General features: G+C 64.5%; 18 protein-coding genes. 11 read left to right on the forward strand and 7 right to left on the reverse strand.

What is annotated here, in order from left to right:
• Positions 1 to 75: 75 nt before the first annotated feature.
• The 3 genes from HUTA_RS07175 to glpA are packed head-to-tail and all read right to left on the reverse strand — an operon-like array spanning position 76 to position 4493.
• A complete protein-coding gene (locus HUTA_RS07175; RefSeq protein ID WP_015789219.1) occupies positions 76 to 1455 on the reverse strand; it encodes an anaerobic glycerol-3-phosphate dehydrogenase subunit C in 1380 nt (459 codons plus the stop codon).
• 4 nt (positions 1456 to 1459) lie between these two features.
• Positions 1460 to 2752: a glycerol-3-phosphate dehydrogenase subunit GlpB gene (glpB, locus tag HUTA_RS07180; protein WP_015789220.1), complete on the reverse strand. Its 1293-nt coding sequence runs from the start codon at positions 2750 to 2752 to the stop codon at positions 1460 to 1462.
• Positions 2736 to 4493, reverse strand: coding sequence for an anaerobic glycerol-3-phosphate dehydrogenase subunit GlpA (gene glpA / locus HUTA_RS07185; protein WP_015789221.1), 1758 nt, complete (start codon positions 4491 to 4493; stop codon positions 2736 to 2738). Before glpA ends, glpB begins: the two co-directional genes overlap by 17 nt.
• A 208-nt stretch (positions 4494 to 4701) precedes the next feature.
• On the opposite strand from glpA, the gene glpK reads away from it, so the two are divergent.
• Both glpK and HUTA_RS07195 read left to right on the forward strand, forming a co-directional pair.
• Positions 4702 to 6234, forward strand: coding sequence for a glycerol kinase GlpK (gene glpK, locus HUTA_RS07190; RefSeq protein ID WP_015789222.1), 1533 nt, complete (start codon positions 4702 to 4704; stop codon positions 6232 to 6234).
• A 3-nt stretch (positions 6235 to 6237) separates the two neighbouring features.
• On the forward strand, positions 6238 to 7302 hold the full coding sequence (locus HUTA_RS07195; RefSeq protein ID WP_015789223.1) for a hypothetical protein: 1065 nt from the start codon (positions 6238 to 6240) through the stop codon (positions 7300 to 7302).
• A 34-nt stretch (positions 7303 to 7336) separates the two neighbouring features.
• Here the strand turns inward: HUTA_RS07195 and HUTA_RS07200 are convergent, their stop codons facing one another.
• Both HUTA_RS07200 and pyk read right to left on the reverse strand, forming a co-directional pair.
• Complete coding sequence (locus tag HUTA_RS07200) at positions 7337 to 8311, reverse strand: ROK family protein (protein ID WP_015789224.1); 975 nt, start codon at positions 8309 to 8311, stop codon at positions 7337 to 7339.
• 128 nt (positions 8312 to 8439) lie between these two features.
• The gene (gene pyk / locus HUTA_RS07205; protein ID WP_015789225.1) at positions 8440 to 10188 is read right to left on the reverse strand and encodes a pyruvate kinase; all 1749 of its coding nucleotides are present in this window, start codon (positions 10186 to 10188) and stop codon (positions 8440 to 8442) included.
• A 353-nt stretch (positions 10189 to 10541) separates the two neighbouring features.
• Between pyk and HUTA_RS15750 the strand changes: the two genes are divergently transcribed.
• The 8 genes from HUTA_RS15750 to HUTA_RS07245 all read left to right on the forward strand — a co-directional run bounded on the left by HUTA_RS15750 (position 10542) and on the right by HUTA_RS07245 (position 18320).
• Positions 10542 to 11177: a VOC family protein gene (locus HUTA_RS15750; protein ID WP_015789226.1), complete on the forward strand. Its 636-nt coding sequence runs from the start codon at positions 10542 to 10544 to the stop codon at positions 11175 to 11177.
• A gap of 135 nt (positions 11178 to 11312) precedes the next feature.
• The gene (locus HUTA_RS07215; RefSeq protein WP_015789227.1) at positions 11313 to 12266 is read left to right on the forward strand and encodes an endo-1,4-beta-xylanase; all 954 of its coding nucleotides are present in this window, start codon (positions 11313 to 11315) and stop codon (positions 12264 to 12266) included.
• 431 nt (positions 12267 to 12697) lie between these two features.
• Positions 12698 to 13372 (forward strand): HAD family hydrolase, encoded by a 675-nt coding sequence (locus tag HUTA_RS07220; protein WP_015789228.1) that lies wholly within the window; start codon positions 12698 to 12700, stop codon positions 13370 to 13372.
• Between the two features lie 292 nt (positions 13373 to 13664).
• Positions 13665 to 14204 carry a pyruvate ferredoxin oxidoreductase subunit gamma gene (locus HUTA_RS07225; RefSeq protein ID WP_015789229.1) on the forward strand — a complete coding sequence of 180 codons (540 nt, stop codon included), beginning with the start codon at positions 13665 to 13667 and terminating at the stop codon, positions 14202 to 14204.
• Positions 14201 to 14494, forward strand: coding sequence for a 4Fe-4S binding protein (locus HUTA_RS07230; RefSeq protein ID WP_015789230.1), 294 nt, complete (start codon positions 14201 to 14203; stop codon positions 14492 to 14494). Before HUTA_RS07225 ends, HUTA_RS07230 begins: the two co-directional genes overlap by 4 nt.
• Position 14495: 1 nt before the next feature.
• A complete protein-coding gene (locus HUTA_RS07235; RefSeq protein ID WP_015789231.1) occupies positions 14496 to 15731 on the forward strand; it encodes a pyruvate ferredoxin oxidoreductase in 1236 nt (411 codons plus the stop codon).
• Positions 15731 to 16687 (forward strand): thiamine pyrophosphate-dependent enzyme, encoded by a 957-nt coding sequence (locus tag HUTA_RS07240; RefSeq protein ID WP_015789232.1) that lies wholly within the window; start codon positions 15731 to 15733, stop codon positions 16685 to 16687. Before HUTA_RS07235 ends, HUTA_RS07240 begins: the two co-directional genes overlap by 1 nt.
• Before the next feature lie 148 nt (positions 16688 to 16835).
• Positions 16836 to 18320: a methyl-accepting chemotaxis protein gene (locus tag HUTA_RS07245; protein ID WP_015789233.1), complete on the forward strand. Its 1485-nt coding sequence runs from the start codon at positions 16836 to 16838 to the stop codon at positions 18318 to 18320.
• Positions 18321 to 18454: 134 nt separating this feature from the next.
• Here the strand turns inward: HUTA_RS07245 and HUTA_RS07250 are convergent, their stop codons facing one another.
• Positions 18455 to 19636, reverse strand: a complete 1182-nt coding sequence (locus tag HUTA_RS07250) for a polymer-forming cytoskeletal protein (RefSeq protein WP_015789234.1) — start codon at positions 19634 to 19636, stop codon at positions 18455 to 18457.
• 126 nt (positions 19637 to 19762) lie between these two features.
• On the opposite strand from HUTA_RS07250, the gene HUTA_RS07255 reads away from it, so the two are divergent.
• A complete protein-coding gene (locus HUTA_RS07255; RefSeq protein ID WP_015789235.1) occupies positions 19763 to 19960 on the forward strand; it encodes a DUF5800 family protein in 198 nt (65 codons plus the stop codon).
• A 26-nt stretch (positions 19961 to 19986) separates the two neighbouring features.
• Here the strand turns inward: HUTA_RS07255 and HUTA_RS07260 are convergent, their stop codons facing one another.
• Entirely contained in the window at positions 19987 to 22488 is a 2502-nt protein-coding gene (locus tag HUTA_RS07260; RefSeq protein WP_015789236.1) for a DEAD/DEAH box helicase, read from the reverse strand.
• Positions 22489 to 22537: the final 49 nt, after the last annotated feature.

The raw sequence follows: 22537 nt of genomic DNA on the forward strand, positions 1-22537 counted from the left end.
CGCACTCGGCCGCTGAATCGCAGGCCGTTTTTCGACTCAGTCGTTTGGTCTCTCGTGGGTGCCTGTCCTCTTTGCTCAGGTGAGTACTGTTTCGAGTAGCTGCATCGGGTGGGAAATCTCATAGCCCGTCCCATGTTCCATCTGCATCGAGCAGGTTGGACACTCCGTCATCCCGTGTTCGGCGTCGGTTTCTTCCATGTGCTCGAACATCTCCTCGCCGATCTCCATCGAGGTCTCGTACTTCTCGGATTTCCAGCCGTAGGTGCCCGAGATCCCCGAACAGGAGTCGCCGACGTCGGTCACGGTGACGCCCTCGACGTCTTCGAACAGTTCGACGGCCTGTCGCCCGAGGCCCTGATTGCGGGAGTGACACGGCGCGTGGTAAGCGACGTCCGGGAACTCCTCGGCGTTTGCACCGGCGAGTTCGGCTTCGAGATCCTCGTGGATCCGGAGGTATTCCATGGCGTCGTAGGTGTGAGCGGCGAGTTCGTCGATGCCCTCCAGATCGAAGAGGTCGGGGTACTCCTGGCGAAGCGCAAGCGAGCAGGAGGAGCAGGTACAGATCACGTCGTAGCCATCCTCGATGGCGTTGCCCAGATGCTCGACGTTGACTTTGGCGTGTCGCCGGGCGTCGTCGACGCGGCCGTTGGCGAACATCGGCGTCCCCGAGCACTTCTGTTTCGGGACCGTGATCTCGTAGCCCAGCGACTCGTAGACCCGGACCATCGCCTTGGCGACCTGGGTCGTGTTGTAGTTCGAGTAACAGCCGTGGAAGTACGCGATGCGCTTCTCGTCGCTTTGCACGTGGGCACCTCCACGCTCTGCTCGCGCCTCCCGCGCTCGCTCTTTCGAGGTGGCTTCGCCACCTCGCTCTGCCCACCATTCCCGAAACGTCTGCGTGGCGAACTCGGGGAACTCACGTTCGCTGGGGATCTTCATCGTCTTCTCCATGAGCCACCGGACCGCCCCGTTGTTCATGAAGAAGTTCGCCGTCCGGGGGAGTTTCGATGCCAGCCAGGCCGACGTCCGGTAGTTGGCGAGGATCCGGTTGCGGATCTTCTTGATCGAGAGGGGCTGGTCCTCTAAGACGTACTTCGCCCGCGCCGTGTTGTGCATCTCGCTGAAGGGGACGCCGGAGGGACACCCGCTATCGCATTGCAGGCAGTTCGAACACTCGGTGATCGAGTCGTCGATCTCGACCTCGCCCTTCTGGGAGAGTCGCCACTGTTCCGGGCCCTGGAACTGCGGGCCGGGGAAGTCGTCGTTGACCTCGGCGACGGGACACTCGGCGTCGCAGGTCCCGACTTTCGTGCAGTTGTCGGCCCCGGCCCGGAGATCCATCTCCGTGGTCGAGTCGAAGACGTCGCGTGGTTCGTAGCCCTCCTCGTCGCTCTCGACGTCGGCGTCTGTCTCCGTACGGTCTGTCGCGGTATCACCGCGCTGTGTGTCACTCATTGGATTAGACCTCCTTCGCTGCACGCCAACCGGCAGCGTAGCCAGTCGCGATGGAAACGCCACTCGCTGATTTCTCTGCCGGGTAGTCGTAGCCGCCGATCACGGCCCCCGCCGCCCGGAGGTTCGAGAATTCCGGGGTGCCCCCCTCACCCATCGGCCGGAGCGCGTCGTCGACGACGACCCCGAACTCGGCGAAGGCGTGCTCACCGAACGCCTCGCCCTCGAACCACTCGTAGCGATCGTCCGGGTGGGGCACGTGACAGCCGAAGATCGGCTCGGTGACGCCGTCACGGTCCGAGTCGATCCCGCCGCCCGCGACGTCACCCGTCGCGAGGACGTACTGTTCGGCCGCGTAGGGTATCTGACTGCCCGATCGGTCCATGTATACCGCCGAAATCATCCCGCCCTCGGCGTCAAAGTCCACGATCGGCCCGCCGCCGGACTCGATCTGTCCGCCCGCATCATCGAGCGCGGCATAGAGCCGGTCTTCGAGCCGACCACCGAGAACGCTGGGCGGCCCCATCGGGACCTCGAAGACTGCCGCACCGAGACGATCTTCGAGTTCGTTCCGGATCTCCGCCGGGTGGTCGACGCCCAACACCGCAGGGAATCCGATCCGTTCGGCCTCGCCGACGTGCGGTTCGATCGCGTCGGCGAGGGCGGCCCGGACGCGCCGATCGCTGCCAGCACCGTCGACCGTCGGGTTCTCGTCGAGCAGGTGAGCGTACCGCGTCACTTTCGCGTCGTCGCGCACGACGATCGGGAACTCGACAGTGGCGGCGCTCGTCTCGGCCGGAATCTCCGCGGCTTCGAGGTGGTCCGCGGCCACACCGGCGTCGAAGCCGGTGAGCCGCTCGAAGCCGACCAGCAGCAACTCCCGGTCGTCGCTCGCCAGACCCGCCGCGACGCTCGCTGGATACCGCGCCGTCGGCTTGACCGTCCCGCCGTGGGTCGGGACGAGGGCGTTCGCGTCGGTGTGGCTGCCGTGATACGTCTCGCCCAGTACGTCGTCGATCATCGCCAGGCCATCGCGGACGGCTTCCTCGCCGACAGTCGCGTACGGGTGGGAGTCGGGCAGGTCCCCGATGGCGTCGAACGGGTCGACCACCGGCCCGTCACCGTCGGCGTTCGGCGGGTAGCCCAGGACGTCGAGCAGGCCGCTTGCGTGATGGAGCGTCGTCTCGGCCTCGCTGACGAGTCGCACGTCGGCTCCCGCTCGCCGGGCGGCGAGGGCGGTCGAGAGGCCGGCGATCCCGCCGCCGATCACGAGGACATCCGAGTCAATCGCCACGGCCATCCCCCCTGCCACCGTCGGTGGCGACGCCTGGTGGCCCGTCCGCCGGTTGTCCGTCGTCGGTCGCGGGAGTGTTCGACGGCCCGGAATCGAACGCGCCGAAGTCAAGCGATCCGCCGCCGGCGGGATCGCGATCGCGGTTCATCGTCAGCGCGTGCATCGTGTAGGTGATCATCGCCTGGGAGAGCTGTCTCCCCCAGAGCGCGTGGCGTTGGCCCTTCCAGCGCTCCTGGTAGAGTTCGTCGAGCGCCGCCCGTGCGCGCCCCTCGTCGAAATCGGGGTGGAGTTCGTTCGCCAGCCGATGGCTGCAAAAGCCGCCCTGGCAGTTGCCCATCCCGGCCCGGGTGCGGATCCGGACGGCGTTGAGGTCAGTGCCGGACTGCTCGATGGCGTCGTTGACTTCCGCACGCGTCACGGCCTCACACCCACAGACGACCGGGTTGGGCTCGTTGGTGTCGAGAACCTCCTGCGTTCGTGACCCCAGGCGCTCGGCGCTCCGTTTGGCGATCGGCGAGCGCAGGCCGAAATCGTCCATGGCGTCGTCGATGACGCCTTCGTCTTCACTGCCGGGAAGCGGTTCCTCGGCGGTGCGGCAGGTGGTGTCTACGTCAAATTTCTCGGCGAGGTGATCGACGAGTTGCTCGGCCATGAGTCGGTAGGTCGTCAGCTTCCCGCCGACGATCGTCGTCATGCCGGGGAGAGCGTCGCGCTCGTCGTGATCGAGCAGGAAGAACTCCCGCGTGATGTCCGTCGGATCGTCGGTCCCGGTGTCGGGTGGTTCATAGAGTGGACGGACACCCCAGAACGAGCGGATCGTCCGCGCGTCGTCGAGAATCGGGACGAGCTTTGCGAGTTCCTCGATCATGAGATCGACCTCCCACTCTTCCTCCGGGTAGTCCTCCGGGTCGCCGACCTCCTCGTCGGTCGTCCCGAGGATCGCGGTCGTCTCGTGGGGCACGACGATGTCGGCGTCGCCCTTGGGCTGGCAGCGGTTGATCACGGTGTCGACCTGCCGGACGTTCATGATGGTCATCACTCCCTTCGAGGGCCGGACCTCCACGTCGATGTCGGCCATCGCCGCAATCTCGCCCGTCCAGGCCCCCGCGGCGTTGACGATATGATCGACGCGGATCTCCTCGACAGACCCCTCGACCCCATGGACGCGGTTGCCCTCGCCGCTCTCGTGGGTGACCTCCGCGCCGACGATCTCGCCGTCCTCGACTAGCAAGTCAGTCACTTCCGAGAACGTCTCGATGCGAGCGCCGTGGTTTGCAGCACTGATGGCGTTGGCCACGCACAGCCGGAAGGGGTCGATCGCCGCGTCGGGCACCTCGATTGCCTTGTCGATGTCCCGGGCGAGAAACGGCTCTTTCCGGCGTGCTTCTTCGGCGGTGAGTTCCGTCGCGGGGATCGAACACTCCCTGAGCCCGTCCAATTTTTCCTGGTAGTACTCCTCGGTGTCCTCCGGTCGCTTGACGAAGAGTCCGCCCGTGTCCTCGACGCAGTGGGTGGCGATGTCCCGGAGGATCATGTTCTCGTCGATACACTCACGCGCGCTCGCCTGATCGGAGACGGCGTAGCGACCGCCGCTGTGGAGCAGCCCGTGCATCCGGCCGGTCGTCCCGTGGGTGAGGTTGCCCTTCTCGACCAGCGTCACGTCGAACCCACGCATCGCAGCATCCCGGGCGATCCCGACACCCGTCGAGCCACCGCCGATCACGAGCACCGAGGGGGAAGATGTCATATGGTATCGTATTCCATGGGCTACGGCCACTTTATTGTTCCCACCCGCAATCATTTCAAAATTTTTAATATCCTATATTAACACCGGCATGAAATAGTACTACGGTGGCGGATAGCGGAAAGCTATTCTGGTTGCTTCGATTTTATAACTATTTATAACCATACTATTTAACCGGTAGCACATCCAGTGCCCGACCGAGAGCCCACTCATGACAGACACCTACGTCGGCGCGATCGATCAGGGAACGACCGGGACGCGCTTTATGGTGTTCGACCGCGACGGCCAGGTCGCGGGCAACGCCTACGAGAAACACGAACAGTTCTATCCGGAGCCAGGATGGGTCGAGCACGACCCGCTAGAGATCTGGGCGAACACAAAAGCGGTCGTCACTGCGGGACTGGCCGATGCCGGACTCGAGGCCGAGCAGGTAGCTGCACTGGGAATTACGAACCAGCGAGAGACCACGCTCGTCTGGGACAAAGACACGGGCAAGCCCGTACACAACGCCCTCGTCTGGCAGGACCGCCGGACCACCGACCGGGTCGAAGAGCTCCAGGACGAAGACAAAGTCGAGTGGATCCGTGGGAAGACCGGCCTCGAACCCGACGCGTACTTTTCGGCGACGAAAACGGAGTGGATTCTGGACAACGCCGAACCACTGAAACTCCAGAGTCACCGGGCCAGTGACCTCCACGACCGCGCCGAAAGCGGCGAGTTGTTGATGGGGACGATCGACGCGTGGCTGATCTACAATCTCACGGGCAATCACATCACGGACGTCACCAACGCCTCCCGGACGATGCTGTACAACGTCCACGAGATGGCGTGGGACGGGGATCTCCTCGCCGAGTTCGGGGTCCCCGAGGCGATGCTTCCGGAAGTGCGGCCCTCCTCGGACGAAAACCTCTATGGCCACACCGATCCCGACGGGTTCCTCGGCGCGGAGATCCCCGTCGCCGGCGCACTGGGCGACCAGCAGGCAGCCCTGTTCGGCCAGACCTGTTTCGAGGAGGGAGACGCGAAGAACACCTACGGCACCGGCTCCTTTTACCTGATGAACACGGGGACGGAAGCCGTTGAATCCGACCACGGCCTGCTGACGACGATCGCGTTCCAGCGGTCGGGCGAGCCTGTCAGGTACGCCCTGGAGGGGTCGATCTTCGCCACCGGGGCGGCGATCGAATGGCTCGAGGACGTCGATCTCATCAACAACGCCGCCCAGACCGCGGACCTCGCCAGTGCGGTCGACTCGACCGACGGCGTCTATCTCGTCCCGGCCTTCACCGGCCTCGGCGCACCCCACTGGGACGGGCGCGCTCGCGGGACGATCGTCGGGATGACCCGCGGCACCCGGAAGGAACACATCGTCCGGGCGACGCTGGAGGCCATCGCCTACCAGACGCGGGACGTCGCCGAGGCGATGGAAGCCGACTCGGGGATCGAGACGACCACACTCCGGGTCGACGGCGGGGCCGTCAAGAACGACTTCCTGTGTCAACTCCAGGCCGACGTCATCCGGACGGACATCGCTCGCCCCGAAGTCGACGAGACGACGGCCCTCGGTTCGGCGTATGCGGCTGGCCTCGCCGTCGGCTACTGGGCTGATCTCGACGAACTCCGCGAGAACTGGCGCGTCGACCGGGAGTTCACCCCGGAGATCCCGGTCGAGGACGCCGATCGGATGTACAGTCGCTGGGACGACGCCGTCGAGCGCGCCAGAGACTGGGCTAGGGAGGAGTGAGCCGTGTTGCAAGCAGTCCTGGCGCTGCCGGTCGTCGGCCTGGGCGTCGAGGAGTTTCTCGTCCTGCTGATCGCCGCGCTGGCCGGCGGGGCTTTCGGCGCGGCCCTCGGGGCACTGCCCGCGTTCGTCTTCACCGGCTTCGTCGTCTTTCTCGGCGAGGGGCTGGCGATCCTCGAGGGGAACCTCGGCGACCTCTCGGCCATCGAAGGCGACATCGCGACCGGCGTGACGGGGACGATCGGCTTCGGCATGGTGACCGGCCCCCACGTCGCCTTCGCCGGCGGCGTCGCCGCGACGGCCTACGCCGGCAAGAAGTATCCCGACATGGAACCCGACGACTGGGGGTATCACTTCGGGAAGGACATCCTCTATGCCTTCGGGACCAAACCCGATATCCTCGCCGTCGGGGCGATCTTCGGCGCGCTCGGGATGGTCATCACGCAGGTCGGCGGCGGTCTCGGTATCCCGACGGACAACATCGCACTGTCGGTCGTGGCGACGGCCGTCCTGGCGCGGGTGGCCTTTGGCTATCCGCTGATCGGTCGCGTCGCCGGAACCAGCGTCTTGGACATGTCGCCGTTCGAACGCGGCGAGGACCGGCCGGCCGCCGAGGGCGAATCCACCCGCCCGGCGACCGAACCCTGGCTGCCCCACCAGTACGAGTGGGCCGGCGTCACCGCGATCGGCCTCGTCGGCGGGATCGTGGGTGGATACATCTGGCTCGAAACGGGAAGTGTGTTCATGGGGTATGCCATCTCGGCGATGAGCCTGCTCTTTCTCAACCTCGGCGTCGAGAAGATCCCCGTCACCCACCACATCACGCTCATCGGGTCGGTGGGGGCAGTGCTCGCGATGGCGACACTCGACAGCGAGCCGCTGGTCCTGCTCGTCGCCGGTGGCTTCGGGATCCTCGCGGGCCTGCTCGGCGAGATCACCCAACGGCTCTTCTACGCCCACTCGGGGACCCACGTCGACCCGCCGGCGATGGCCATCGCGATCGTCATGACACTCGTCGGGATCCTCTATCTGGCCGGGTTCCTCCCGAACGCGGGGTACCTCGGGCTCTGATCGGCGGTCCGGCGGCGAACGGGACCACGGCCGATCACTCGCGAAGTTTCTCGCGGTCGCCGGTCCCTTCGGTCAGGGCACTCGCCAGGGCACCTTTGACCACCACGTCGTCGCCAAGGGTCGTGATGTTGATCTCCGGGATGTTGCCAAAGACCATCTCCGGGAGGCGCTCGCGGATCTTCCCGACGACGAGTTCCGGATTGTTCTCGGCAACGGCTCCGCCGATGTGGATCACCAGCGGCGCGTACGCCTGGACGATGTTGGCGACGCCCATCGCGTTGAACGTGGCGAGGCGGTCGATGAACGCGTCGGCAAAGTCGTCCTCACCGGCATATTCGAAGAGGTCCGGGGCCCTGAAGTCGGCGTCCATGACGGGCATATCCGTCTCCCAGTCGCCGGCCTGGTAGAACTCGCGGGCGTACCGGGGGATGTTCTGTCCGGAAGCGTAGGCCTCCCAGTGGCCGTCCTGGCCACACCCACACGTCATCATCCCGTCCGAATCGAGCGTCATGTGGCCGACTTCACCGACGTTGCCGTCCCAGCCACTCAGAACGTGGCCGTCGACCGCGACGCCCGCGCCGATCCCCGTCGAGATGGTCAGATAGGCCATGTTGTCGGGGTTGCGGTCGCTGTGAAAGCGCTCGCCGATCACACCGGCGACCGCATCGTTGTGGAGGTAGACCTCGTCGGTCCCGGTGAGGTTCCCGAGCGGCCCAGTCAGCGGGATCGTCTCGATCGTGTCCGGGAGGTTCGCCGGGTTTTCGACAACACCTTCGGCGAGATCCAGCGGGCCGACGGACGCGACCCCGACCGCTTCGACGTCGGTGGGGTCGACCCCCGCATCCGTACAGGCTGCACGCAGCGTCTCAAGCACCGTCTCGGTCACGGCGATGCCAGTCGGGCCCGGTGGCGTTTCCCGCTTGTCCTGCCCGAGTTCCTTGCCAGTCCCATCACCGACGACGGCGCGGACGTACGTCGCACCGAGGTCGACACCAGCGTATACGGCCATATACGTTCAGAAATGGCATTGCCCCACTTAACTACACGCGTTTCGGGGGCGGATATCTCAGGCGAGTGAAAGCACGCACGGTTCCATCAAAACCCGCGACGAACGGTCGAAAACAGGTGAGTCAGTGTTCAGTCGTCGAGCGTTCCGAGTTGTCCCCTGTACAGGACGCCGCGTTCGGCATCGAGAGTCACGGTCGCACCGTCTTCGAGCTCGTCGGGAACCGTCACGTGGCTCACCGTCGGAATGTCGAGCCGGCGGCCGACGGTGACGGCGTGCCCGCGCCGGTTGGTGTGGCCGTCGATGATGCCACCGAGCTTCGACGGGTCGCCGAGGAATTCGTCGTCGAAATCGGCGGGAACGGACAGGATCGCGCCCTCAGGCACTGATTCGAGATCACCGTCAGTGGTTCGGACGAGCGGCCCCGTCACGAGTCCGTCGACGACGGATTGACCCGTCGTGACGGTCTCGGCCGCCAGGTGAACCTTGAGCATGTTCGAGGTGCTGGTGCCCTCGAGTTCGGTCATCATGCCGGAGATGACGACGACGGTGTCGCCGCTCTCGGCGATGCCGGTCTTCAGCGCCGATTGGACGGCGTTCTGGACGATCGCGTCGGCCCCCTCCGTCGTGAAGGGAGCGGTCGTCGGGAAGATGCCACGCGCGAGGGCGAGCTGTCTGCGGACCCGCTCGCTGGGCGTCGAGGCGATGATCGGCACCTCGGGGCGGAACTTGGCCGTCCGCAAGGCGGTGTAGCCCGACTCGCTGGCGGCGACGATCGCGGTCGCGTCGATGTCATCGACCAGGGTCCGGGCCGCATGGGCGAGGGCGTCGGTACGCGTCTTATCCGAAGGCGGGAGTCGCTGTTCGCGAAGTTCGGCGAACTCCGCGCTCTGTTCGACCTCGTTGACGATGTCCGCCATCGTGGAGACCACCCGCGCCGGGTGGTCGCCGATGGCCGTCTCGCCTGACAGCATGACCGCGTCGGTCCCGTCGAAGACGGCGTTGGCAACGTCCGAGGCTTCCGCGCGGGTGGGCCGCCGGGACTCCTCCATGGAGTCGAGCATCTCCGTCGCTGTGATAACCGGCACGCCGGCCTCGTTGCACTGCCGGATGATCCGTTTCTGATACAGCGGCACCTCTTCGAGGGGTAACTCGACACCGAGGTCGCCACGGGCGACCATCACGCCGTATGACGCCTCGATGATGCTGTCCAGGTTTTCGACTGCACCCTTGCGTTCGACCTTCGAGACGACCGGCACTTCCGTCCCTTCGTTCTCCAGGAAATCGCCGATCTTGCGGACGTCGTCACCGTCGCGGACGAAACTCGCCGCCACCAGATCGACTTCCTTCTCGGCAGCGACTTCGAGTTCCGTCCGGTCCTGCTCGGTCGGGAACGGGAGCCCGAGTTCGACGCCAGGGACGTTGACGCCCTTGCGCGCGCCGAGTTTCCCGCCGTTCTCGACGTGGGCGTAGACGTCGCCGTCCTCGACTTTTTCGACCGTCGTCTCGATGCGACCGTCGTCGAGCAGGACGCTGTCGCCCGGTTCCACGACGGAGATGTCCACCGAGAGCCCGACATCTTCGGGCGTCGCGTCGTCGCCCTTGTAGAACCTGATTGTGGTCCCACCGTCGAGTTCGATCGGTTCGCGGATCGGTGCGGTCCGGACTTCCGGGCCGGGGATGTCGTGCATGACCGCGAGAGACTTCTCCATCTCCGCGTCGACCTCGCGGATGCGGTCGATCATCGTGCGCCGGTGTTCCGGCGAACCGTGACTGGCGTTGAGCCGCGCGACCGACATGCCGGCCTCAGCCAACTCCTTGATGTCCGCTTTCGATTCCGATGCAGGTCCGAGCGTACAGACGATTTTGGCGTTGCGCATTTGTTAGTGCCTCCGTCCGGAGGGTGACGGCCACCGTCGGCTGGCGGGGCCCGCCATGTCTAGAGGGCTCTGTCCCCCAGGGATATGAAACTTATCAGAGCGATCTGATACGGCAATAATTACCACAAAGGCCCGTGGCATGTGACATCGCACCGTGATTGAATACGCAAACATGACAGAAGTTGAAGGAGATTATTACCTACGTGTGAAATCGGTTTCGTCTGTATCATGGCATGGATCGTCCCCCCACCAGCAAGAACTGACAACGGGAACGCCAGTGGACGGATAATTTTGCGAGGTGGGTGAGAATATCCAGACGGATGGGTCCAGCCGCAGACCCATGAGAGCGACCGATGTCATCGTTTACGCTCACCAGTCCCGCCTTCGAGGACGGGACACCGATCCCAAGAGAGTACGGCTACACTGAACGCAACGTCAATCCCCCGCTGTCGGTTTCGGGTGTGCCTGGGGCGGCGGTGTCGCTGGCCATCGTGATGGATGATCCCGACGCGCTCGAACCTACACGAGCCGGCAATCACCGCCAAGCAGTAGAGCTAATGTGCCAACACGCAAACCGTCGCGGCATGGAACCGCGATTGACAGTGCTGACCCTCGGCGTCGAAGACATCGACCGATCGGTCGCGTTTTATCGGGACGGCCTCGGATTCGACGTCCTCGAACGGATGGGCGAGTTCGTCGCCTTCGAGTTGAACGGGTTCGCACTCGCGCTCTTTCCGCGTGATGACCACGCGCATGGGGCGAACCTCGACCCTGCGGAGACCGGCACCGGTGATGTCTCACTGGCACACAACGTCGAGACGCAAGCGGACGTCGACGAACTCATCGCGGAAGCCGAGGCGGCCGGCGCAACGATTACGAAACCGCCGGCCGAGACAGCCTGGGGCGGCTACTCGGCGTACTTCAGGGACCCGGACGGGCACCTTTGGGAAGTCGCCACGGGTGCCGAGGCGTTCGAACAGTTCATCTAAATCCCACGGTCGCTTCGGACCGGTTCGTCCATGCTCCCGAATGGATGTCCAGTCCGGTATTGCTCATCGAAGTACCGCTCGCGTGCCCCGACCATGGCACCAACACTTATCCCCGGAGATACCGATGATGCTGGCATGTCGGATACCCTGCGAGATGTGGCAGACGACAACGACATCAAAATCGGCGCAGCGGCCGCAGCCGATCCGATCCGAGGGGACTTCCAGTATCGGGACGCCCTGCGGGAGTTCAACGCCGTCACGGCCGAGAATGCCATGAAGATGGGGCCGCTACGACCCGACGAGCATACGTATGACTTCACGGACGGCGACCTGATCGCCGAGTTCGCCCGCGAACACGACATGTACTTCCGCGGTCACGTGCTGGTCTGGCACAACCAGCTGCCGGAGTGGCTACTCCCCTTCCAGTACACCGACCGGGAACTCCGCCGCTTGCTCGAAGACCACGTCCGCACGGTCGCCGCGCGGTACGCCGGCGACGTCGACACCTGGGACGTCGTCAACGAGGCCGTCGCCGACGACGGCGGGTTGCGCGAGACGCCCTGGCTGCGAGCCTTTGGCGAGGAGTACCTCGACAAAGCCTTCGAGTGGGCCCACCAGTCGGCACCCGAGGCCGACCTCTTCTACAACGACTACGGCGCGGACGGCATCAACGACAAGTCCGACGAGATCTACGAGATGGTCTCCGGAATGCTCGATCGAGGAGTCCCGATCGACGGCGTCGGCCTCCAGCTGCACGCACTGCACGACCCCGTCGATCCCGACTCGGTCGCCGAGAACATCGAACGCTTCAAAGATCTCGGCCTGGCGGTCGAGATCACCGAGATGGATGTCGCCTACACGGCCGAGGATCCGCCCGAGGACCATCAGGAAGTCCAGGCCGACTACTACCGCGAGGTCGTCGAGAAAGCCATGGCTGCCGGCTGTGACACCTTCGTCATCTGGGGTGTCGCCGACCACCACTCCTGGATCCCCCACTTCGACGACACCCTGACCGATGACCCGCTCCTGCTGGACGACGGCTACGACCGCAAACCCGCCTACGACGCGATCGTCGACCTGCTGTCCTGAGCGGAGAGCGGGACGTACTTGCCCGGAAACGGCGGTTTCCGATACCGTCGACGGGGCCACGTCGCCCCGGATGCTGTCGGAATTCCGTCGTATACAAAAACAATAAGTGACTGGTGGCAGAAACTTAACGAATGTCTATGTCAGAGAAGGGGATCATAGACACGGTCAAATCGGCGCTCGGGCTCGACAGCGACGACGACGATTCCGAACCGTCGTCGGGCTGATCGGACCCGTCGAGTCGTCGTCACACGACAATGTCGTCGAGGCATCGTTCACACGTTCTGGTCCCCGCCGTGTCGAACCGCCGGGGGAAGCGGATCCGGCTTTCCGTTCGCTAGTAGTTGTACGTGTCACATGTACCTCAATGATCGCGATACCGCAGACTTACAATCACAACATCTACCTGCGAGTTGCCCGAAAGAACGGTATCCGTGTCCTACGACGCCATCGTCTTCGACCTGGACGGCGTGTTGCTGACGGGCTATCACACGGCCCCAGCCGTCTACCGCGAAGCCGCCCGGGAGACATTCGCTGACTTCGACGTGACCGTCGGGGCGGTTCCCGACGGCCTGGTCAACCCTGACGACACTGGCGAAGTCCGGGCGTTCTGTGCCCACCACGACCTCCCGCCCGAGGCGTTCTGGGGCTATCGCGAACACGCCTCGACCGTGCTCGAAAACGACCGAATCATCGCCGGCGAACGCGAACCGTTCGACGACGTCGACGTCCTGCCGTCGCTGGCCGAGGAGACGACGCTGGGGATCGTGAGCAACAACCGCCACGGTACCGTCCGGTTCGTCCGTGAGTATTTCGACTGGGGCGATGCCTTCGGGGCCGTCCGCGGCCGAGCGCCGACGCTCGATGGCTACGATCGAATGAAGCCCGACCCCCACTATCTGGGGCATACCATCGACGCGCTCGAGGTGGAACCGACCGAGACGCTGTTCGTCGGCGATCGGCTCTCGGACGTCGAGACGGCCGATCGGGCTGGCACTGACTCGGCGCTGCTGGTCCGGGACGACGACCGGCCGACCGGCGATCCGGATCCGACGCACGTCATCGATTCTCTCCGGGACCTGGAACCGCTTGCGAGCGACGGATACTGACCGCCGACACACTTCGTTGCCCCCCTGAATTGCCCCCCACAGCTGTCGGCTAAGTATAACAAAAGATAATTTAGAATGATCGGCTACCTTACATACGTTCGGGGTAAATCGTGAAAAACTGGACGTACTACCCTTAAACACCCCGAATTTTGGGGGTATACTTTAGTTATAATGTATTACATACATTGAAGTAGGTGGACTCTCCGATGACCGACGACGTGCGACGACACGGAGGGGGTCAGCCAGGAGCCCACCATCGCACGTTCGATGTCACTCTATCACGGTGATCACAATGGAAGAAATACGCATTCACGGTCGTGGCGGCCAGGGTTCGGTTACACTGGCACAGTTATTGGCACAAGCAGCACACGAAGAAGGAACCTGGGCACAGGCGTTCCCGGCGTTCGGCGTCGAGCGACGTGGCGCGCCCGTCGAGGCGTTCGCGCGCTTCGACGAGACGAAGATCACGGATCGCAGCCAGGTTGACGAGCCCGACTACGTCATCGTTCAGGACACGAGCCTGCTCGAGTACGTCGACGTCACCGATGGACTCAACGAGGACGGCCTCGTGTTGGTCAACACTGACGCCGACCCCGAAGAGTTGGATATCGAGACCGACGCCGAGGTCGTCACGGTCGACGCGACCGAGATCGCCCTCCAGCACCTCGGTCGCCCGATCATGAACACCGCGCTGCTCGGGGCCTTCGCCGGCGCGACCGGCCTGCTCGGTCAGGACAGCATGGAAGCCGTCATCACCCGGAAGTTCGGCGGCGAGATCGGCGAGCAGAACGTCGCCGCAACCAACGAAGCCTTCTCGGAGGTATCAGCATGAGCCAATCAGAAGACCCATACGAAGACCTGAAAATCACGACCGGTGCCGTCGTGGAACCGAACACCTCCCGCGTGAACAAGACGGGATCCTGGCGGCAGTTCAAGCCCGTCATCGATGCCGAGACCTGTATCGCCTGCGGGCAGTGTGACACGTTCTGTCCCGACCAGGCGGCCAAGCCGGTCGAGGGAGAGGACTTCTACGCGTTCGACCTGGACTACTGCAAGGGCTGTGGCATCTGTGAAGAGGTCTGCCCGGTCGACGCCATCGACATGATCCGGGAGGTGAAGTGACATGGCCAAAGCTGAGCAAGAGCCAAATCCGTCCGGCGAGCAGGAAGTGATGAAAGGGACGTCGGCCGTCGCCAAGGGCGTCATGGCCGCCGACCCCGACGTCATCTCGGCGTACCCGATCACCCCCCAGACCGGCGTCGTCGAGAAGCTCTCGGAACTCGTCGCCGACGGCGAACTCGACAGCGAGTTCATCAAGGTCGACAGCGAGTTCAACGCCGCTTCGACGTGTATCGGCGCGTCGGCGGCCGGCGCTCGCGCGTTCTCCGCGACGTCGAGCCAGGGCCTGAAGCTGATGAGCGAACCGCTGTTCACGGCGGCGGGCATGCGCCTTCCGATCGTGATGGCGGTCGCCAACCGGTCGCTGTCGGCCCCCCTCTCGATCTGGGCCGACCACACCGACGCCTTCGCCGAGCGCGACGGCGGCATGTTGCAGTTCCACGCCGAGGACGTCCAGGAAGCCATCGACCACGTCCTGATGGGCTTCCGTGTCGCCGAACAGGTCAATCTCCCTGTCCTCTCGAACTTTGACGGCTTTATTCTGACCCACGTCCAGGAACCCGCCGACATCCCGAGCGAGGAGGAGGTCAACGAGTTCCTGCCGCCGCGTGACCCCGCGTTCACGCTCGATCCCAGCGATCCGAAGACGATGGGTGCCTACGCCCGGCCCGAACACTGGACGGAGGCGCGCTACGAGATCCAGGCCGCGATGATGGAGTCCAAAGAGGTCTGGGCCGAAACCGTCGAGGAGTTCAAGGAGGTCTTCGGCCGGGACTACACCGAGTACAACGGCATGATCGACACCTACCACGGCGACGCCGACTACCGCCTCGTCGCCCTGGGGTCGATGTGCGGGACGATCCGCGGCGTCATCGACCAGTACCGCGAGCAGGGCGTCGACGTCGGGCTCGTCCGCCCGCGCGTCCACCGGCCGTTCCCGACCGAGGAGATCCGGAAAGCGCTCGGCGACGCCGAGGCCGTCGGCGTCCTGACCAAGGAGATGTCGCCCGGCTACGAGTCCGCACTCGCCGGCGAGATCAAGGGGACGCTGTACCACGCCGAGAACCAGCCGCCGATCAAGAGCTTCGTCATCGGGATGGCCGGCCGGGACATCACCGCCGCCGAGATCGGCGCGATGATCGAGGAGACCATGGAGGCCTCCGGGCCGATGACTTTCGACGAGCAGGAATCGTGGCCACAGCTGCGTGAGGAACTCCTCCAAACTGGAGGCGATCAATAATGAGTTCAGACTTACAGGACCAGGACTACACCGACGAGGTCGAACACGGCGAGGAACTCTGGAACCCCGGCCACCGCGCGTGTGCCGGGTGTGGCCCCGCACTGGCGATGAAATACATCACCGAGGCCGCCGGCGAGAACACCATCATCAGCCAGCCCACTGGCTGTATGGAGGTCGTCTCGACGCCCTACCCCGAGAGTTCCTGGGGTACCAGTTACATCCACAATATCTTCGAGAACGCGGCGAGCGTCGCCTCGGGCATCGAGGCCGCCTACAAGTCCTTCGACCGCCGTGACCCCGATCACCTGGATGTCGAGAAGGAAGACGACGTCAACATCATCGCGGTCGGTGGCGACGGCGCGACCGCTGACATCGGCATCCGCGCACTCAGTGGTATGATGGAGCGCGGTCACGACGTCACCTACATCATGTACGACAACGAGGCGTACATGAACACGGGCGTCCAGCGCTCCAGTCAGACCCCGCTCGGGGCCTCGACGACGACGTCGCCGGCCGGCGAGGTCAGCATCGGCAACGACACCAACAAGAAGGACATGGCCTCGATCGCGGCCGACCACGGCGTCGGCTACGTCGCGACGGCCTCGATCTCGAACCCCAACGACTTCAAGCAGAAAGTCGAGGAGGCCCTCTCGCGTGACGGACCGAAGTTCCTGCACGTCTACTCGCCGTGTCCGGTCGGCTGGAGCTACGAGTCCTCGAAGACGGTGGAACTCGCCGAACTCGCCGTCGAGACCGGGCTGTTCCCGGTCTTCGAGATGGAGGACGGCGAGATCACGAGCGTGAACAAGATCCGCGACCGCAAGCCGGTTCGCGAATGGCTCGAAACCCAGGGCCGGTTCAAGCACCTCTTCAAGGACGAGAAGGGCGAGCAAGCCATCGAGGAGCTTCAAGAGTGGATCGACGACCGCGCCGAGGATCTCGGTCTCGACGCCTAACACAGCGACACGACTACATTCTCACCCGATATTTCTGAAGTGGGGTTCGCCGATTCTGACAGGTAGCCGGCCTCTTTTCCGCACAATCCACCAATCTTGAGGGGGCGTGGTAGAAGAATATATATGCATCATCTGACTAGGTTAGCCCATGGCACGCCCCCTCACGCGAGAGACGCGCGCCGCTCTTGCATTCCAACTGATACATGCTGTGATACAGGCCGCGTTGCCGTTCGTGGCCCCCCCGACAGCGTATCCGTTCCTGGCAGGTGGCGGTTTCGTTCTCGCGATCGCAGCACTCGCCGGTGCTTTCAGTACGATCCGCGGTCGGATCGAGTCGCTCGAATCGACGCGGACGGACCTCGAGCGCCGGATCGATGATCTACAAGCCGATCGATCCGCGCTCGAAGCGGACCGGTCGACACTCCAGCGAGAACTCGCGGACGCGCGCGAAACGATCGAGTCGCTCCGTGCGCAGTCCGATCGACCAGTCGCCGCAGGGACCGCGTTGACACCGGACGGCGGGACGCGGGTCGGCAACGACGAGGCCGGCGAGTTCGACACGACAGTGACCCAGTACGCACAGACGATCGGCGCGGCCGGCGAGGGCAACCTGACGGTCCGGTTGCCCGCCGATGCCGATTCCGGGTCGCTGTCGGAACTCGCCGACCGCTTCAACGAAACCGTCGTCGCCTTCGAGCGGACGATCCGGGCGGCCGACGAGTTCAGCGACGACGTCGCGGATTCCAGTGGACAGGTTTCGACAGCAACCGAAGCCGTCCGGGAGGCCAGCGAGACGATGGCCGACAGCATCCAGGACATCGCCGATGCCTTCCACGAACAACACGAGCAGGTGACGGGGATCTCCGAGGAGATGGGCCAGATGTCGGCGACGATCGAGGAAGTCGCCGCCTCCTCGGACGAGGTCGCCGAGAAGGCCGACCAGACCGAACGCCGGACGGTCGAGGGGATCGAGTCCGCGCGTGACGTCAGCGACGCGATGAACGAGGTCGACGACCAGACAGAACACGTCGTCGAAACCGTCGAGACCCTCGACAACCGGATGGACGAGGTCGGACAGATCGTCGACCTCATCGACGACATCGCCGAGCAGACCAACATCCTCGCGTTGAACGCCTCCATCGAGGCTGCCCACGCGAGCAACGGCAACAACAACGGCTTTACCGTCGTCGCAGACGAGGTCAAGAGCCTCGCCGAGGAGACCAAGGAGGCCACCGGCGAGATCGAGAGCCTGATCACCGACATCCAGGATCAGACGACCCAGACCGTCGAGGAGATGCAGACGATGCGGGAAACCGTCAGTGAGGGCCAGGAGACGATGGACGAGGGTCTGTCAGCCCTTGAGTCGGTCCTGGATCACGTCCAGGACACGACCAGCGGCATCAAGGAGATCAGCGAGGCGACCGACGACCAGGCTGCCTCCAGCGAGGAAGTCGCGAGCATCGCCGACAGCGCCGCCGAGATCAGCCGCGAAAACATGGAGGAAGCCGAGAGCGTCGCCGCCATCGCCGAGGAGCAAACGCTGGCCCTCGGCGAGATGTACGTCAACGCCAAGACGCTCAGCATGCGCGCAAAGCAACTCTCGACGCTGTTCGATCGCTACGAGACGGAATAACGCAGACCGGCAAAGGGGTGGCCAAGAGAGTGCGGGTGGTTTCCTGACGGAAAATGTGTCTACAGGGCAGTGAGTGTCCAGCATGTCGTCAATTGCAAATCTCACCAGATACGCCGGTCTCGACAACGACTCTGTCAATCTGGAGTCTCTGACGCATCTCCGCCGGACCCCTGCGCATCGTCATCGTCGGCAGCGTCTGTCTCAGCTGTGGGCGTCGTGGCTTCCTGCTGTTCGGATGCCTCGTCTGCACCGGCCCCCACAGCGCCGTCCTCGTCAGCAGCATCCGTCTCGGATCCGGACTCCGTAGCCGTCGGTTGTTCGAGGGGATCAACCTCGTCTGCGTTTGGTTCTGTCGCCGCCTGTTGTTCGTGTTCGGAGGCATCCGTTTCGCCGGTCTCGACGGCGTCGAGGTTATCGGCGACGGCGGCCATGGCTTCGGCCGCCTCGTCGACGTCTTCGAGGACGCTGTTGGTGTGCATCCGCATCTCGTTGGACGCCCGTATCGTCCCGTCGACCGTCGCGTTTTCGTGGAGCGCGACGTTTTCGGCGGAGATGTCACCCCAGACGTGGACGCCAGGGCCGATCGAGACAGTGCCGTTTCGTGTCGTCACGTCACCCTTGATCTCGCTGGCACGTCCCACCGTGAGGTCGTTTTTCGCCCGGAGGCTGCCGAAGACAGTGGTGTCCCGGCCGACGGTGAGTGACTCGGCACGGAGGTTGCCGTGAAGTCGACAGTCATCACCGATCCGGGCCGGCGCGGAAACCCGCCAGGCGTCGTCGCTGACGTGTGTCCCGCGGGGGACGAGCAGCGGCTGGGCCTCCCGGTCGGCGTCCAGTGCCGCCGCGAGGACGTCCTCGGCGGTGTCCTCTTCACCGATCCGCAGCAAGTGACTGAGATAGACGAACAGGAAGACGATCGTCGGCATCGGGTTTCGGATGACAATCCAGCCGTTGGCCTCGAACCCCTCGTCGATATCGACGTCGTCACCGATGTCGAGATCCCCCGCGACTTTCAGTTCCCCGCCGATGTGGACGCGTTCGCCGAGATACGCGTCCTCGCCGACGAGGACGTCCTCGGCGACGTCACACCACATGTCGAGCCGACAGTCACCCTCGGCCTCGATGTGGCCCTCGAAACGGGTCCGTTCGCCCGCGATGACGTTGTTCCCCCGGACGCCGAACTCGACAGTGCTCTGGCCCCCGACGATCACGTCACTGTCAGTGACGAGGTCGTGCTCCTCGACGGTCGTCCCGTCGGGGATTACCAGTTCTTCGAGCGGCGTCGATCGCAGCACGTCCCTATCTGTGAAATCCACTGTATTAAACCCCGACCATGTTCCGAGCCTGCATTACCGCTCGATCGGCCGCTAGTTGCCGGCTAACGGGGGCTGTAGAATGACGGCTCCAAGAGGCTTTTATCCGGGTGCGTGCAATCTCTTCGTATGACCGCCCTGTCATTCGACGAAGACGGCGTCGATGTCGTCTACGAGGGAACCGACTTCCGCCTCGACAAGCAGATGATCGAGGACGCAGTAGGGAAGTCCTACCCCGACGTGACGGACCACGAGGTGCTCCAGCTGGTCGACCCCGAGCCGTCGCTGTCCGGCGAGCCACAGCGGATCGCGGAGATCATTCCGTAGCGGTCCACAAAATCCGCTTGGCGAGTCTACCCCTCGTACTCGCTGCCGACAACTTCCCGAATTCGCTCGGCAGTTACCTCGCCGACGCCATCGACGTCCAGGAGGTCGTCCTCGTTTGCGGTCATCACCGCTTGCACACTGCCGAAGTGTTCGAGCAGCGTCCGCGCGATGACCGGCCCCACGTCGGCGATCGACGCGACGACGTACGCCTGCTGTTCGGGCAGCGTCTTCGAGCCCTTCTCGCCGTGAACACTGATTTCGCGGTCGTCGGTCTCCTGCTCGCGAGTGGCGATGGTCGCCAGGAGGTCGGCCGTCTCGCCCTCGTCTTCGGTCCGGAGGACGCTCGCGCCGAAGTCGACCGCGAGCGACGCCAACGCGCCCCGAATCGCGTTCGGATGGACGTTGCGCTCCTCGTAGAGTCCGTCACCCTCCAGAATCACGACCGGCCGGTCGTAATAGCGGGCGTCGTCTTTGACCTGCTCGAACATCGAGCGATCGCCGCCGGTCAGCGTATCGAGGAAGTCCGAAATCGTCTTGCGTTCGACGACGACGCGATCCGAGAGGACGTAGTCGCCCACGTCCAGGGTCTCCAGGCGGGTCTCGAAGCCGTCGCGACGCGAGAGATCACGCCCGATCGAAGCGTCGAGTTCGCGCTGGTCGATGACGACCTCGACTGCCTCCTCGCCGCCGGCCGTCGCGACCGTCCCCTCCTCGTCCGGCTCGGGGTCGGTTTGCTCCGTGGGTGACTCGGTGGCGTCATCGTCTCCCGGTGCGAACGCGTCCAGGCCGGTCTGGCCGTCGTCCTCGGCGTCATCGGCTGCTCCCTGGACGGCTTGCTCGTCATCATCGTCGGCGTCTGCCGGGTCGTCAGTCGTCTCTCCGGCACTGTCGGCCGTGTCGTTTCCGGCGGCCGTGTCATCCGAATCCGCGGACGCCTCCCCGTATCCCTCCAGCCCCATCTGTTCGCGGAGGTGGCTCTCGATGTCGCCGGCCATGTCCTTCAGCGTCCGGAGTTCGTCCTCCATGCGCTTCTCGTCCTGGCGGGCCTTCCAGAAGTAGGCCTCGTCGCGGGTGTCCTCGGCGATCAGGACCACGACCGCGCCCTCGGTCTGGCGGCCGGTCCGGCCCTTGCGCTGGATCGACCGGATCGCTGTCGGGACGGGTTCGTAGAAAAGAACCAGATCGACTTCCGGGACGTCCAGGCCCTCTTCAGCGACGCTGGTCGAGACAAGGACCTCGAATTCGCCGGCCCTGAAGGCTTCTAAGGTCTCCTGCTGTTCGGTCTGGGTCATGCCGTCGCTGCCGTCGGTGTCACTCTGGCCGACGAACTTCTCGACACTGAAATGCTCGCCTAAGAAGTCCGTCAGCGTCTCGGCGGTGTCCCGGGACTCGGTGAAGACGATCACGCGCTCGCCGTCGTGGATGCCCAGCGTCTCGGCGATCTGCATCCGCGTCCGGCGGAACTTCGGATGGAGGTCCTCGAAGTCCTCGGCCTTCCGGCGGGCCTCCCGGACTTTCGGCGCGCTGATGAGGCGCTGATCGGCCTTCGAAGCGCCCGACGACCGGGCAGCCTCCCGGAGACGTTCGAGATACCGGCGCAGGCTCTCGACGCTCTGGGTTTCGGCGTAGGTCACGGCCGTCCGGAGTTTCCGGACCTCGGCGAGCAGGCTCATCCCCTGATACCCCTCCGATTGGTCGTTGTCCATCAACTCCCGGAGCTTGGCCTGGATCTTCCGGATCTCCCGCTCGGAGACGTCGGCCTGGGTCGAGGACGTCACCCCGAGTTCCTTCAACTGCGTCATCCGGTCGTGGATGACGTCCTGGAGGGCGTCGCGGATCTCGATGACCGGTTCGGGCAGCTCGACGCGTTCCCAGTTGACGCTCGTGTTGTGGGTGTAGGCCTCGACGTCGGCGTCCTCGCTGGTCATCACCTCGACCTCGCGGATGCCGAGGTTGTCACACACCCCGAGGATCGCCTCCTCGTCGTCGCCGGGCGAGGCGCTCATGCCCGTCACAAGGGGGTCGTCGCTGTCCTCGTGGTAGCGCTCGGCGATGTAGGTGTAGGGGTACTCCCCGCTCGCACGGTGGCACTCGTCGAACGTACAGTGGGTAACCGGCGAGAGATCGATCCGCGAACCGAGGAGGTCGTTCTCGACGACCTGCGGGGTGGCGATCACGACAGTCGCGTCGTCCCACAGCGCGGCGCGGTCGTCGGGCCGGACTTCGCCCGTGAAGACGACGATCTCCTCGTCGTCGATCGTGAGGGCTTCGCGGTAGAAATCGGCGTGTTGCTGGACCAGCGGTTTGGTCGGCGCGAGCAGCAGCGACTTCCCGCCGACCGCGTGGAGTCGCTCGGCGGTCACCAGCAGGCTGACGGTCGTCTTGCCCAACCCGGTCGGGAGGCAGACCAGCGTGTGATCGGCCGCGGCAGCGTCGGCCAATTGGATCTGGTAGCCCCGGTTCTCCAAGACGCCGGGCTCGAGCAGCGGGCGATCGATAGATTCCTCGGACGCGTCAGTAGCCGCCATCTGTCCGCTGATTCGTGTCGTTCGCGGTTAAGGGTTCTTGTAGCGCGGT

The organism is Halorhabdus utahensis DSM 12940, assembly GCF_000023945.1.
In the GTDB taxonomy this organism is placed as follows: domain Archaea; phylum Halobacteriota; class Halobacteria; order Halobacteriales; family Haloarculaceae; genus Halorhabdus; species Halorhabdus utahensis.